The sequence below is a fragment of the Thermoflavifilum thermophilum genome (assembly GCF_900116565.1).
Taxonomy (GTDB): Bacteria; Bacteroidota; Bacteroidia; order Chitinophagales; family Chitinophagaceae; genus Thermoflavifilum; species Thermoflavifilum thermophilum.
Map to the genome: position 1 here is coordinate 647,118 of NZ_FPCJ01000001.1, position 15,322 is coordinate 662,439.

Below are 15,322 nucleotides of genomic sequence, written 5' to 3' on the forward strand. Positions count from 1 at the left end.
CAGGATGTTCCGGGTGTTTATGTATTTCAAAAATCATCCTTATCCACATGGATGGCAGCAAGCCCCGTGGATGCTGGCTGCAGGAGTTCGCTATGAATGGAAACCTCAGCCCGAAAGAGCCCTGGAGCAGCTGGCACCTTTCCATGCCACCCATCGCGATTGGATGGTGGGGCATGTAGCCTATCCCATGACAGCCTACGTGTGGCCCGGCATTTCTGCAAAGCCTTGTCTTTGCGGATTTCCGGACATTTATTTTTTTATACCCGAAATCCTGGTGTGGGTATATCCCGATCAGGTACAGATAGGCATCCATGGTTCCGAAACAGAAGCCAGGCGGATCTTTGAAGAAATCAGCAAAAGCAGAGTCGATCTCCCTCAGCTTCGCCATCCGCTATCCATTCACCCGGTCTTAACGCGGAAACAATATCTGGATACCGTTCATGCCATCCTGCATCATATTCAACGAGGTGATTGCTATGAGCTGAATTTCTGCCAGTTGTTTACCAGCGATCCGGTAAAGATTTCGCCCGTTGAAACCTTCATGCAGCTTCCTCCCGCCCCGTTTTCCCTGTGTTATCGGCTGCACGATGCCTATTTGCTGTGTGCCAGTCCCGAACGGTATTTGCTGAAACGCGACCGGCAAATCCTCATGCAACCTATGAAAGGCACCATCCGAAGAGGCAGCAATACACAGGAAGATGCTCAATTGCGGCTTTTCCTGCAGCAATCGCCAAAAGAACGGGCTGAAAACACCATTGTGGTAGATCTGATACGAAATGATCTTTCCCGCACAGCCGTGCCCGGCTCAGTGAAGGTAACCGAATGGCTGAAAATTTATTCCTATCCCACCGTGCATCAAATGATTTCAACTATTTGCAGCGAAATGGATACGCCTTATCAGATCGGCGACTTGCTGGCAACTACATTTCCCATGGGTTCTATGACCGGTGCACCCAAGAAAAAAGTACTGGAACTAATCGATCATTACGAATCCTGGCCCAGAGGCATATATTCCGGTGCTGCTGGCTATATCACGCCTGAAGGCGATATGGAAATGAATGTCATGATCCGATCATTGCTCTATACCCCGGAGGCCCAACGGGTATATTACCATGCAGGATCAGGTATTACCTGTTATTGCAATCCAGAAGATGAATGGGAAGAATGCCTCATAAAAACCAGACAGCTCGCAGATATCCGGATTTAATTAATTGAAATGGATTAAAAACTTTCAAGAACCCTTTTCCGTCTCATACACTCGCTTTAACCTGAGATTGGTTACAGGAGCAATCACCAACGGAAATTTTTCTACTGTCACATAACTGGGGTCCAACCCAAATCCACGTTCCTCAGAGAGACTGATTTTTTTCAACAGGAAATAACCACGCATCATCAAACGCTCATAAATGGGCAAATCATTTTCATGAGAAAGAAATTTTTCAATCACAATAAAGCGAAAATCCCCTACTACATTGTTTTTGCTAAGAGATTCGTAACGACTGGTAATGTTTACTTCTCTGTTTTGCACCATGTCTTCCACTACCTTGCGGAACATAAGATTGATGCGTTGCTCAACCCTGAAGCCAAGCCTGAATTCAATGCGGATGACTTCATTGGGAATAATTGTATCCACTACATACTCACAAGTATAAGGATCATCCAGTACGTCCACATGCACAAACCAGTAAATATCGGCACGCTTGGGTTTTTTGTTGAAGATGGAATAGATGATTTTATGTTCAATTTCGCGCGGATGATTGGCGCTGGTCAGGTACACCAGATGCGTAGCATATTTGGGAATGCTTTGGTCATTGCTCAATTCCTGCAGCAGAGGCAAATAATCTTCCAGCCTGACAAATTCCACGTATCGATTGCGGATTTTCCGGGATTTATACCACACATACATGACCATAAACAGCAGCCCGCCTACGAAAATGGAGAAATAACCGCCATGTACAAATTTCACCAGGTTGGAAAACAGAAAAGAAAATTCTATGGTCAGATAAACCACCAGATAAGCTACAATCCACACAGATTTTACACGATGGGTATATAAATATACAGCGAAAAGAAAGGAAGTCATAAGCATACATACCGTAATGGTAATGCCGTAAGCCGCTTCCATGGCCGATGAGCGCTGAAACAACAATACGGCAGATATGCAACCGATAAATAACAACAGGTTGATACCAGGTACGTACAGCTGCCCTTTTTCTTCTGTGGGATAATTGATTTTAAGTTTTGGCCACAGATTTAAACGCATGGCCTCACTTACCAATGTATAAGAACCCGAAATCAAGGCCTGGCTGGCAATGATGGTTGCCGCCGTTGCAATCACAATTCCAAAAGGCAAAAACCAGGCTGGCATGATGGCGTAAAATGGACTGATATTTTCAGAAATGACTTCACCTTTATGCGACAGTAACCATGCACTTTGTCCTAAATAACTCAGGATAAGACAGGTTTTCACATATATCCAGCTAAAGCGAATATTGTTTCTTCCACAATGACCCAGGTCTGAATAGAGAGCTTCAGCACCGGTTGTACACAAAAACACGGCGCCCAGTATTAAAAATCCTTTGGGATATTCATACAATAATTTCAATCCGTAATAAGGATTAAATGCCTTTAATACCGACGGGTTCTGCAGCAAATGAGGTAAACCCACCACGGCCATCATCAAAAACCACACAAGCATAATCGGGCCAAAAAAACGGCCAATCCATTCGGTGCCAAATTGCTGCACTAAAAACAAAAGGGTGAGGATAAACAATACAATTTTTACTGTATCGTCCTGTGGCAGGCCAAGTCCTTCAATAGCAGAAGTGACAGAAATAGGAGGTGTAATTAATCCATCGGCCAGCAATCCCGCCCCACCAATCATGGCAAAAATCACCGCCCATTTGGCATGCCGCCTGATGAGGGCATAGAGTGAAAATATACCACCTTCGCCCTTGTTATCAGCCCGAAGCGTGAGAATCACATACTTGATGGTGGTTTGCATGGTTAATGTCCAGATGATAAGAGAAGCCCCTCCAACCACCAGCAATTCCTGTATAGGCTGACCTCTTACAATGGCTGCGAAAGTGTACAGGGGAGATGTGCCAATGTCTCCGTATACAATGCCAAGCGCAACAAGCAAGCCACCCCAAGTGGCTTTCTGAAGATGAGAAGTTGGTTTGCTCACGTGCAGTAAATCCCGAGTTTTATGAAACCATACGCAAAATTAGGTGATGGATATGGAATAAAAGAAAATCCCGGGGTAATCCCGGGATGGAGGCGGAAAAGACCTGCTTGCCATTGTTCAGTCGGGCTTTTTCCCATTTAAAAAAGTATTCAATGTGCTGATAGACGATTTGCCCTGCCCCTGGGGATCGGGTTGCACACGAATTCCGGACAGCTGATGCGGATCAGCAGGCGGCAAATCCTGGCTGATAGACAATCCCTGACGAATAAAAGCTGGAATTTCCTCCATTTCTTCAGAGGGAGAAAGCGGAATACTCAGCTGTTTTAGTTTGGTGATGCGTTCTATATGTTTGGAACGGATGTCGGGATCCTCCAGACTTTCCTGTGGTTTTGTGTTTGAGGCTGCAGGAGCCGATGGTGGTTCATCTTTATATATCAGCTTCATCTCACCCGGCTGATCCTCGGATAGCTGCTGGGGAGGAGATGCCGGTCTGGATTTCGCTGCAGGTGCTTGTGCATAAATACGCGAATGGCCTGCTTGATCGGTAACCGACCTTGAGTAATCCTGGCTTTTTTGTTCGGCCGGTTCGTTGAAAAGGCTAAGCATGCCGGCTGAAGAGGATTTGCGGGGCACAGGCTGTTCTTCGGGATCAACCAGTTTGGGTGCAAGTGCATCTGTTTCGGGCTTATCCTCGGTCTCCGGCTTCTCAGATGACTGCGTTTTCCAAAGTTTTTTTTCTTCGTTTTCCTTTCCCAGTACCACTGTAATTTTTTCCTCAGGTGCTTTGGTATGCTCTTTTTCCCGGAGCTGACGGAGGGGTTTTTGTTCAAATCCTGTAGCGATGATGGTTACTCCAATCTGTTCGCCCAACGACTGATCATAGCCCACACCCAGAATCACATCGCATGCATCACCGGCCTGTGCCTGAATGTAGGATTGAATAATATCCATTTCATCGATGGTATGCTCATACTGCCCTTCTGATGAAGTGATGTTGAGCAATACCCATTTTGCACCGTGTATGTCATTATCATTCAACAACGGTGAACTAAGCGCCATTTCAATGGCTTTCTGGGCACGGTTTTCACCGCCCGCTGTGGCCGATCCCAGAATGGCAACACCGCCGTTTCGCATGGCTGTGCAAACATCTGCAAAGTCAACATTGATATGGCCATGCTGGTTAATGACATCGGTGATACATTTGGCTGCAATAGCCAGGATATTATCGGCTTTGGCAAAAGCGGCCTTAAATGGCAGATTTCCGAATTGGTGACGCAGCTTGTCGTTTGAAATAATCAACAGGGTATCTGTATATTCCTTCAGGTTTTGAATGCCCATTTCAGCCTGCTGCATGCGCCGGCGACCTTCATAGGAGAAAGGCGTGGTAACTATGCCCACCGTGAGGATGCCCAGTTCCCGGCAGATTCTGGCCACAATGGGGGCTCCACCTGTACCGGTACCTCCGCCCATACCTGCGGTAATAAACACCATTTTGGTATTCACTTCAAGGATACGCCGGATTTCTTCGAGCGATTCTTCTGTAGCCTGTTTGCCGATTTCAGGATTGGCCCCTGCACCCAGACCCTGTGTCAAAGAAGGGCCCAGTTGTACCTTGTTGGGAACCGGGCTGTTGGCCAATGCCTGTGCGTCTGTATTGCATACAATAAAATCAACTCCTTCAATACCCAGGCTGTACATATAATTCACGGCATTACTACCCCCTCCGCCGATACCTATCACTTTAATGATGGAGGACTTTTCCTTGGGAAGATCAAAGTAGATCATACTATTTCTTTTTTTAAGGTTTGCGCTATTGAATGTAATCATGGTGCGTTTATATGCGTAGGTTTATATTGTTTTATCTTCTTCATCCCGGAACAATTCGATGATACCTGATTTAATGTTATCCAGAAATGCTCGCAGGCGATTGTTCCGGACAGAGGCCTGCCTTTCTTGCTGATCGGTTGGCTGAGCCTTTTCGGATGAGGCTTGCACAGATTGTTCTTCATTCATTCCATTGATGCGCTTGAAATGGGCTTCAAAGGCTTCCGGATGATTTTCATAGTCATTCAATCCTTTCAGGATAAGACCGATGCAGGTTGCATACATGGGTCGCGCCAGTTCTTCAGGATGGCCACTTGCCAGATGTTCATTTGGATACCCAATTCTGGCGCTGAGGCCGGTTACGTATTCGGTAAGCTGAATAAGATGCTTGAGCTGCGATCCGCCACCCGTGAGGATGATGCCGCCGTTTAAATATTTGCTGTCCAGTCCGATCTGCCGCAAATGATACATGACGAAATCCAGGATTTCCTGCATGCGTGCCTGGATGATGTGCGCCAGGTTTTTAACAGAAATTTCCCTCGGCTGTTGTCCGCGCAAACCAGGAATGGTAATATAGGCATTGCTTTTGGCTTCATCAGCAAGCGCAGAACCAAATTGCACCTTCATCTGCTCAGCCTGTGTACGCAATACCCCCAACCCATTTTTGATATCATTGGTAATGTTCTCACCCCCGTAAGGAATCACCACCGTTTGCCGCAACACCCCTTCATAAAACACAGCCATATCCGTAGTGCCCCCACCAATATCCACAATAGCCACGCCTGCTTCCAGATCCTGATCACACATGACAGCTGCTGCAGAAGCAAGTGGCTGCAGTACCAGATCTTTTACGTGCAGGCCAGCCTTTTCCACACTTCTGTAAATGTTGCGGATAGCAAGCTTGTTTCCGGTAATGATGTGAAAACTTGCTCCGATTTTGATACCTGAATAACCTACGGGATTGGTAATATTCTGAAACTGATCAACCGAGAATTCTTGCGGAATTACGTCAATAATCTGATCTCCCGTGGGAATATAGGTTTTATACTGGTCATTGATGAGTTGTTCAATTTCCTGTTTGGAAATTTCAGATTCAATATCGGTTCGAATCATTTCTCCGCGTGTCTGCAGACTTTGGATATGCTGACCCGCAATGCCCACATATACTTCTTCAATGATCAGATCCGGATTGGAAGCATAGCAACGCTGAAGGGCTTCCTGAATAGCCCGTATGGTTTGTTCAATATTGAGCACCATACCGTGTTGCACACCAAAGGAATCGGCTCTTCCAAATCCGAGGATTTCCAGTTTTCCGAATTCATTTTTTCTGCCGGCAATCACTGCAATTTTTGTAGTGCCTATATCAAGTCCAACAATGATAGGCGATGGTTTGCTCATGGTTCAAAAGGTTTTTGAATATGATGAATAAATACAGCTTTCTGTTCTTTTTCAGGCATCATAGCTACCTGTAACTGCTGGCTGTCTGTAACCTGATCAGCGAATTGCATAAGACGCACGTGAGCATCTGCAGGTGTGGATTTCCGGATGGCCATAATCTGCGAAGGCACAGATACATCGACGGTATCATATACCTGCATATATCCTTTCAACAATACCTGTTGATAAAATGCCTGCAAAACCCTGCACTGCAAATCAAATCGTTCAGCATTCCCGAGTTGAATGACGGGACCAACAGTGGGGATCATCAGCATCCTGCCATCAGGCTGAATGTCAATCTGCTGTACCTGCGCATTCCAGAAACTATCATTCATCAGCAAAAGTCCTATTTGCATAAGCCTTTTATTCAACACACTGTCGTGCTGATGATCCAACGAAAACCAACCGGTTACAACAGGCACATCAGGTTGATACCTGTCTGAAACAGGAATCTTATGTCCTTGTGTATCGAGGTAAAAAGATGCTCCATTTTTTGTGTACACCAATAGCATAGGTGTTTTTTGTGCATAGCGTACATGCAGTTTACCGTGGGTATCGAAAAACAATGTCACATGCTGCATCCACGGATTCTGCTGTAACGCCTGCTCTATTGCATGGAGATCAATTTGATGCAGCGGTTTCCCTTCCGGATGAAATGTGCGAATGATTTTCAGTATATCATTCACAGAAATAAATTTCGGATATGCATCTGTACGTGCATGCTCTACCACAATTCCTTTGCAGACGAGTTGCTGATTCTGATGTGCGGCAAACACAAACAACACGATCAGCGCAGCTGACAACAATATGCTTGCGATCAGCCAACCGATTTGCATCCGATATGAAACCCCGTTATGCCGCATAGGAGGTAGATTGATAAATCTGCACAATCTCCGGAATAAGTTGATCAATATCACCCGCACCAGCGGTAATTAATAGCTTTGGTTTTTTTTCAGAAAGCTCTACAATCAACTCCTTTTTATCCACACAACTCACTTCTGCTTTTTTCATGAAATCACGAATCAGTTCACTGCTTACACCCGGTATAGGTAATTCCCTTGCGGGATAAATGGGCAAAAGCCATACCCGATCGGCCAGATCCAGACTGGCAGCAAACTCCCTGGCCAGATCACGTGTGCGCGAATACAAATGAGGTTGAAAAACAACATGCAAACGCTGATCAGGATAAAACTCCTTAGCACTGCTGAGCAAGGCTTTTAATTCCTGCGGATGATGTGCATAATCATCTATAAAAACAATATCGGCTCGCTTTAAGATATATTCAAAGCGACGTTTTACGCCCTTGAAATGCTGAATTGCATCTTTGATTTGTTTGGAATCCAAACCCAGCTGCCTGACTACAGCAATGGCTGCTACTGCATTCTCCACATTGTAAAGCCCGCCTGTCTGCATACATAAATCTTCAATCACCATATGCTGAGCCTGCACATCAAAACGATAATGACCATCCTGAATGCGAACATTTGTTGCATAAAAATCAGCTTTCGGATCATGGAGATGATAACTATACGTAGCTATCTTTTGCCATTCCTCTTCACGTGCAATACCCTTATGATAAATCAGACATCCGCCCGGCTTCAGCTGTTGGGCAAACTGAAAATATGCATCCTGCATAGCTTCTTTCGTACCATAAATATCCAGATGATCCGGATCCATGGACGTTACTACAGCTATATAAGGATGCAAATGCAAAAAGGATCGGTCGTATTCATCAGCTTCTACCACTACCAAAGGCTCTGTTCCTTTCCAGTAATTGGTTTGATAATTGACAGAAATACCGCCCAAAAAAGTATAAGACGTACGCCCGCAATGCCTGAGTATATGTGCAATCAATGTAGTGGTAGTGGTTTTCCCGTGTGTACCGGCAATAGCGATGGCAGTCATGTTTTTACAGATCATGCCCAGCATTTCACTGCGTTTGAATAATGGATAACCATGATTTCTGTAATACAGCAATTCGGCATGATCAGGCGGAACAGCAGGTGTATATACCACTACATCAGCTTCCCGATCGATGGCATCAATATCTTCATCATAATGAATGGATATGCCTTCCTGTTCCAGCTGTCGGCATAGTGTGGATGGTGTGCGATCATATCCACTCACCACAACACCCTGTTCATGAAAATAACGAGCCAGGGCACTCATGCCAATGCCACCAATACCAATGAAATACACTCGCTTAATATCTGCGCTGTTGATTTTCATGAATGATGATTTACGTTTGTGCTTACTGAGCATGATAGCTCATGATATCTTCGTTTTAAATCCTGCAGAATTGTTTCTGCAATCCGTTTATCCGCATTTCTTATGGCCAGCTTTCCAATATGTTCACTTAAATTTTTTCTTTTTTCTTCATCTGTACACAAATCAATAATGGCATGAACCAGTTTTTCCTGTACTTCTGCATCTGCAATCATCCAGGCTGCCTGTTTTTCAGCCAGCATGCGTGCATTATGTGTTTGATGGTCTTCTGCAGCAAATGGGAAAGGCACCAGAATAGCCGGCTTTTGCATCACACACAATTCAGCGATGGCAATAGCTCCTGCTCTTGATACCACCACATCAGCAGCTGCATAAGCCCTTGCCATATCCTGGATAAAAGGCATTACCTTAATCTGAGCACGATATTGGATTTGTTCAGCTTTCGAGTCAATAAATTGCTGTATGTTTTCATAATCCAGCTTGCCCGTTTGCCAGATCAACTGAATCTGATGCGAAATCAAAAATTCTATATTTTGCTGCACAGCCCGGTTGATGGAACGCGCACCCTGGCTGCCACCCACAACCAATACCACAGGGCGTTGCGGATCCAGTTCAAAAAAACGACATGCCTCAGCCTTGGAAATATTTTCAGCTAAAATATCCTGCCTGACCGGGTTGCCTGTAACCATCATTTTTTCTTTCGGGAAGAATTTTTCCATTCCATCAAACGCTACAAAAATGCGTGTAGCTTTTTTTGCGAGCCATTGATTTGCTTTGCCTGCAAATGAATTCTGCTCCTGAATATAGGTATCTATGCCTACCTGCTGGGCAGCAAACAACATTGGGAAACTGGCATAACCTCCCACACCCACCACGGCATGAGGTTTGAAATCATGTAAAATATGACGGGCTTGTAAAATGCTTTTCAGAATAAAATAAGGCAGGGTGATATTTTTCCACCAATTGCTGCGATCCATGCCTTTGATATCCAGGGAGCGAATCGGATATCCAGCCTGCGGCACTTTTTCCATTTCCATTTTACCTTTTGCACCCACAAACAAAATTTGTATATCGGGTTGCAGTTGCTGCAATGCACGAGCTATGGCAATGGCCGGGAAAATATGCCCTCCCGTGCCGCCGCCGCTGATGATGATGCGACCTGCTTGTGGTGTTTGCGTATATGACTGCTGTTGCTCACCCATGGCTTGAAGCATTAATAACTCCTCATCAACGAATGATTAACTTTCATACGCCAATGGTTTTGCGATTTTACTATCATCCATACTTGCGACATTGCCAGATTCCAATGAATCCATCCAGCTTTCTTCAACTTCAGACAGTTGTTGTTTTTCCAATTCTTCCTTTTCCATATAACGTGCAACACTTAAAATGATGCCGATGGAAAGACTGGTGAACCAAATGGAAGATCCACCCATACTTACCAGGGGAAGGGTAACTCCCGTTACAGGAAGTAAATTCACTGCCACACCCATATTGGCAAAAGCCTGAATAACCAATGTAAAACTCAATCCAATACATAAAAATGAACCAAAAGCATACGGACATCGCCTGAACAAACGAATGCATCTGAACAACAGAATGAGATACAACATTATCAACAAAGCCGCACCCACAAGTCCATACTCTTCAATAATGATAGCAAAAATGAAATCTGAATACGGATACGGTAAAAAATTACGCTGGATGCTGTTGCCCGGGCCTTTGCCCAGCAGGCCTCCCCTTGCAATGGCAATCTTGGCCTGTTCTACCTGATAAGGTACATCTTCATGTGAAGCAAACATGAAATCCTGAACACGATGAATCCAGGTGGCTATACGACCTTTGCCTTCCACGCGTTCAATCACTCTTTCATACCAAGCCCTTTGACGCCTATCGAATGTATGCAGCTGATCATCCGGATGATAAGTCAATGCTGCTATACCCATCAGTATCAGCAAAGGTAGAGCTACAACCAGCAAGGTAATCATCAGATGTTTCAAAGCAACTCTTCCAATAAAGCACAGCAAGAAACAACTTGCACCCAGCAGCAAAGCAGTAGATAAATTAGCCGGAGCAATCAATCCGCATATTACCAGCATCGCTACCAGCACCGGTTTGTATCCTTTATGAAAATCTTTTATTTCTTCCTGATGTCTTGCCAGTTGAAGAGATACGTACATGAAAAGTGCCAGCCTTGCAAAATCAGATGTCTGAAAAGTCAGATTAATCACCGGCAAGCGTATCCATCTACTGGCATCATTGACGTGTGAACCAAACAACAAAGTATAAATAAGCAGCGGAACAGCAATGATCACTCCGATTTTTGCCACCCTAGCATATATCATATAATGTACGCGATGAGAAAGATAAATAATCAATAATCCAAACAATAACACCGATACTTGCTTAAACAAATAATATTCATTATGGCCATGCTGCATGCGATATGCCAGCATGCCCGTGGAACTATACACGGCCAGCATACTGATCAACGAAAGCATGATCACCACACCCCATATTACCTTATCACCCCTTATCTGCTGCATCAGCTGCTTCATAAGCAAATGCTTTTTGTTTATAAGTCCTTCACCGCCTGCTTGAACTGCCTTCCTCTATCTTCATAATTCTTAAACAAATCAAAACTTGCACATCCGGGTGAAAGCAATACCACATCACCCGGGCTGGCAAAGTGGAATGCCGCTTCTACCGCTTCTTTCATGGATGTTGTATTGACCATCAGTTGCACATCATCCTTAAATGCCTCATTAATTTTCCGGTTATCTTTTCCCAGACACACGATAGCTTTTACCTTTTCTTTTACCAGCCCGCGGATAATTTCATAATCATTACCCTTATCAATACCACCCATGATGAGGATAACGGGTTTTTTCATGCATTCCAGTGCATACCATACAGAGTTTACATTGGTGGCTTTGCTGTCATTGATAAACTCCACTCCACGCACGGTAGCTACGTATTCCAGCCTGTGCTCAATGCCTTTGAAAGTTGCCAGGCTTTCTCTGATCTTTTCATTCCGGATGTTCATGGTTTTACCCGCAATTCCTGCAGCCATAGAGTTGTAGATGTTGTGTTTGCCCCTGAGTGATAATTCGTCAGCCGATAAAATGCATTCATCATCATGGATGCGAATGTGAATTTGCTGGTCTTGCATGTAAGCTCCTTGTTTAACCTGTTCCATAATGCTAAAAGGTAAAAGTTGTGAATGAATATTTTTTTTAAAGAATTTCCTTGTGTAAGGATCATCCAGGCAATAAATAAAATAATCTTCTGCTGTCTGGTTTTCCGTGATGCGGAACTTAGCAGCTGCATACGCTTCCATGCTGCCATAGCGATCGAGATGATCTTCTGTAATATTTAGCAACACGGCTACATGCGGATGGAAGGTTTCAATATCATCCAGCTGAAAACTACTTACCTCCACCACATAACAAGGTTCCGGTGAGGTAGCAACCTGCCTGGCAAAACTATTACCTATGTTGCCAACGCAGGCTGCCTGTATGCCGGAGTTTTTCAAAAGATAATGGATCAATGCGGTTGTAGTGGTCTTACCATTGGTACCTGTTATGGCAATAATGGTTGCCTGATTGCAGAAACGATAAGCCCACTCTATTTCACTAATCACACGTTTCGATTTTGATCTTACGGCTTGCATTACCGGTGCGGCTTCTGCAATGCCTGGACTTTTGATAATCCAATCTGCTTCAAATATTTTATCATAGCTGTGCTTATGTTCTTCAAATGGGATATGTGCTGCTTGCAGCTCTTGCCTGTAATGATCAGCAATGGCTCCGGCATCTGATACCCATACCTCATAGCCTTGCTTCACAGCCAGAAGAGCTGCACCTACACCGCTTTCGCCTGCACCTAATATGACCACTTTTTCTGCCATGTGTTGCTTATCTGAGTTTTAATGTGGCAATGGAAAACACCGCACAAAAAATGGCTACTATCCAGAAACGCACCACAATCTTGCTTTCATGATATCCCAGCTTCTGATAATGATGATGCAGGGGAGCCATTTTGAATATCCTCCTGCCCTCGCCATATTTTCGTTTGGTGTATTTGAAATATGCCACCTGAATCAAAACAGAAATATTTTCAACCAGAAAGATTCCGCAGAAAATCGGAATCAGCAATTCTTTCCGAACAATGAAAGCCAATGAAGCAATAATACCGCCCAGAGCCAGGCTTCCGGTATCACCCATAAATACTTGTGCGGGATAAGCATTGTACCACAGAAAACCAATGCAAGCTCCTACGAAAGTGCCAATGAAAATGGAAAGTTCACCCAGATTGGGAATGTACATGATATTGAGATAGGAAGCAAAATTGATATTGCCTGATACATACGCAAATATGCCCAGACAAGCACCAATAATGGCTGAAACACCTGTAGCCAGCCCATCAAGCCCGTCGGTAATGTTTGCACCATTTGATACGGCTGTGATGATAAATACTACAATAAGAATGTAAACAATAAATGTGTATTGTTCAGCATTTTTCCCTATCCATGAAATCAAACGGGCATAATTAAATTCATGGCTTTTTACGAACGGAATGGTGGTAATAGGTGTTTTTACTTCTACAAAACGTTGGCGCTTGCCTTCTTTTATGGCAGTTGTATCGCCCACCACTTTTTCATATTGTGCAACCCTGGGTTTGCCGATGATTTCACGCATAATAACCACTTGATCATTGAAATAAAGCGTACATCCTACAATGAGCCCCAGACCCACCTGACCTAAAATTTTAAATTTACCTGCAAGGCCTTCTTTATTTTTCTTAAATACTTTGATATAATCATCCAAAAAACCAATGAAGCCAAGCCACAATGTGCATATCAGCATAAGGATGATATACACGTTTTCAAGCCGGGCGAATAATAAAGTGGGTATGATAATGGATGATAGAATGATCAGTCCGCCCATCGTAGGCGTACCGGCTTTTTGATTCTCACCCGAAAGTCCCAGCTGGCGAACAGTTTCACCAATTTGTTTACGTTGCAGAAAAAGCAATATGCGTTTGCCGGCAAACAGGGAGATAACCAGCGAAAGCAAAATGGCCATGGTAGCCCGAAATGTGATGTACTGAAATACACCAGCTCCGGGTAGATCAAAATGTGTTTTCAGGTATGTGAACAAATAGTACAACATGCTTTTTCATTTACCCAATAGTGCAAACATTTCTTTGACCACTTCTTTGTCATCAAAAGGATATTTCACACCTTTGATTTCCTGATATTTTTCATGTCCTTTACCTGCAATCAGCACAATATCGTTGGACTGTGCCAGCATACATGCCGTACGGATAGCTTCTTTACGATCTACGATGGATAGGGTTTTGGCCAGCATGGATGCTGATAATCCATTTTTCATTTCTTCAATAATTGCCTGCGGATCTTCGCTTCGGGGATTATCAGAAGTAAAAATCACCTGATCGCTGAAATGAGTGGCGATGAGTGCCATTTCTGGGCGTTTTGAGCGGTCTCGATCACCGCCGCAACCTATAACCGTGATGATCCGCTGCGATGATTGTTTGAAGCCGAGAATAGTTTGCAGTACATTCTTCAACGCGTCGGGCGTATGCGCATAATCCACAATGGCTATGATGTGCTGGTTGGGCGAAATCAGGTAATCAAATCTACCTTCGGCTCCTTTCAGATCACTTAAAATTCGCAGGACTTCCTGTTTTTCCTGCCCCAGCAATCTCGCAGCCGCATATGCAGCAAGCAGGTTGTATGCATTGAATGCACCGATGAGCCGGGTATGTACAAGCTGTTGATCAATTTCGAGCTGCAAGCCGGTGAGATGGTTTTCAATGATCCTGGCCTTGAAGTCGGCTTTCTTCCGCAATGCATAGGTTACGATTTTGGCGCGTGTATTTTGTACCATCACCTTGCCATTGCGATCATCAATATTGGTCAATGCAAATGCGGATGCGGGAAGTTGATCAAAGAAAGATTTTTTAGCTTTTAAATAATTCTCAAAAGTTTTATGATAATCGAGATGATCATGGGTGATGTTGGTAAAAATACCACCCGTATAATGCACGCCTGCAATGCGCTTTTGATGAATGGCATGTGAACTGGCTTCCATAAACACATGCGTACATCCTTGCTGATGCATGCGCGCCAGCAACCGATGAAGTAGAATGGCATCGGGCGTGGTATGGGTTGCAGGTTCCGTTTTATCTACAATCATGTTTTGCACGGTAGAAATCAGGCCTGCACGGAAACCCAGGCGGGAAAACAACTGATAAAGCAAGGTAACCACGGTGGTTTTACCATTGGTGCCGGTTACGCCTACTACCTGCATGTGTTTTGACGGATCGCCATAAAAATGTGATGCCATCAGGCCGCATGCCAGGGCACTATCGCTCACCTGCACATAGGTAATATGAGGGGAAGGCTGCAGGGGCATATCTTCGCATACAACGGCCACGGCGCCACTTTCAACCGCCTGGCTGATGAATTGATGCCCATCGGCATGCAAGCCGCGAATGGCAAAGAACAGCGTGCCCGGCTTCACCTGCCGCGAATCAGCCGTGATTTCTTCAACCGGCACATCGGCTGTTCCGCTAAGCCTGACCAGAGGCACGTCTGTTAGTATGTCGCGCAATAACACCATG

11 protein-coding genes are annotated in these 15,322 nt (G+C 44.5%); 1 reads left to right on the forward strand and 10 read right to left on the reverse strand.

What is annotated here, in order from left to right; translation table 11 throughout:
* The first annotated feature begins 19 nt into the window (after window positions 1-19).
* Window positions 20-1,207 carry a chorismate-binding protein gene (locus BM367_RS02780; RefSeq protein WP_177224087.1) on the forward strand — a complete coding sequence of 396 codons (1,188 nt, stop codon included), beginning with the start codon at window positions 20-22 and terminating at the stop codon, window positions 1,205-1,207.
* A gap of 24 nt (window positions 1,208-1,231) precedes the next feature.
* Here BM367_RS02780 and BM367_RS02785 read toward each other — a convergent pair whose 3' ends face one another.
* From BM367_RS02785 to BM367_RS02830, 10 genes are all read right to left on the reverse strand, one after another.
* Window positions 1,232-3,187: a KUP/HAK/KT family potassium transporter gene (locus tag BM367_RS02785; RefSeq protein WP_092457396.1), complete on the reverse strand. Its 1,956-nt coding sequence runs from the start codon at window positions 3,185-3,187 to the stop codon at window positions 1,232-1,234.
* Between the two features lie 117 nt (window positions 3,188-3,304).
* Complete coding sequence (gene ftsZ / locus BM367_RS02790) at window positions 3,305-4,972, reverse strand: cell division protein FtsZ (protein ID WP_092457399.1); 1,668 nt, start codon at window positions 4,970-4,972, stop codon at window positions 3,305-3,307.
* A gap of 63 nt (window positions 4,973-5,035) precedes the next feature.
* Window positions 5,036-6,409 carry a cell division protein FtsA gene (gene ftsA, locus BM367_RS02795; protein ID WP_092457402.1) on the reverse strand — a complete coding sequence of 458 codons (1,374 nt, stop codon included), beginning with the start codon at window positions 6,407-6,409 and terminating at the stop codon, window positions 5,036-5,038.
* Window positions 6,406-7,311, reverse strand: a complete 906-nt coding sequence (locus BM367_RS02800; protein WP_092457405.1) for a cell division protein FtsQ/DivIB — start codon at window positions 7,309-7,311, stop codon at window positions 6,406-6,408. Before BM367_RS02800 ends, ftsA begins: the two co-directional genes overlap by 4 nt.
* Window positions 7,301-8,677, reverse strand: a complete 1,377-nt coding sequence (murC, locus tag BM367_RS02805) for a UDP-N-acetylmuramate--L-alanine ligase (protein WP_092457408.1) — start codon at window positions 8,675-8,677, stop codon at window positions 7,301-7,303. The genes BM367_RS02800 and murC overlap by 11 nt, the downstream gene beginning before the upstream one ends.
* Window positions 8,674-9,876, reverse strand: coding sequence for an undecaprenyldiphospho-muramoylpentapeptide beta-N-acetylglucosaminyltransferase (gene murG / locus BM367_RS02810; protein ID WP_092460884.1), 1,203 nt, complete (start codon window positions 9,874-9,876; stop codon window positions 8,674-8,676). Before murG ends, murC begins: the two co-directional genes overlap by 4 nt.
* A gap of 36 nt (window positions 9,877-9,912) precedes the next feature.
* Window positions 9,913-11,232 carry an FtsW/RodA/SpoVE family cell cycle protein gene (locus tag BM367_RS02815; RefSeq protein WP_092457411.1) on the reverse strand — a complete coding sequence of 440 codons (1,320 nt, stop codon included), beginning with the start codon at window positions 11,230-11,232 and terminating at the stop codon, window positions 9,913-9,915.
* Window positions 11,233-11,249: 17 nt separating this feature from the next.
* On the reverse strand, window positions 11,250-12,584 hold the full coding sequence (gene murD / locus BM367_RS02820) for a UDP-N-acetylmuramoyl-L-alanine--D-glutamate ligase (protein ID WP_092457413.1): 1,335 nt from the start codon (window positions 12,582-12,584) through the stop codon (window positions 11,250-11,252).
* Window positions 12,585-12,591: 7 nt separating this feature from the next.
* Window positions 12,592-13,848, reverse strand: a complete 1,257-nt coding sequence (gene mraY / locus BM367_RS02825) for a phospho-N-acetylmuramoyl-pentapeptide-transferase (protein ID WP_092457416.1) — start codon at window positions 13,846-13,848, stop codon at window positions 12,592-12,594.
* Window positions 13,849-13,854: 6 nt separating this feature from the next.
* Window positions 13,855-15,321 (reverse strand): UDP-N-acetylmuramoyl-L-alanyl-D-glutamate--2,6-diaminopimelate ligase, encoded by a 1,467-nt coding sequence (locus tag BM367_RS02830; protein WP_092457419.1) that lies wholly within the window; start codon window positions 15,319-15,321, stop codon window positions 13,855-13,857.
* Between the last annotated feature and the right edge of the window lies 1 nt (window position 15,322).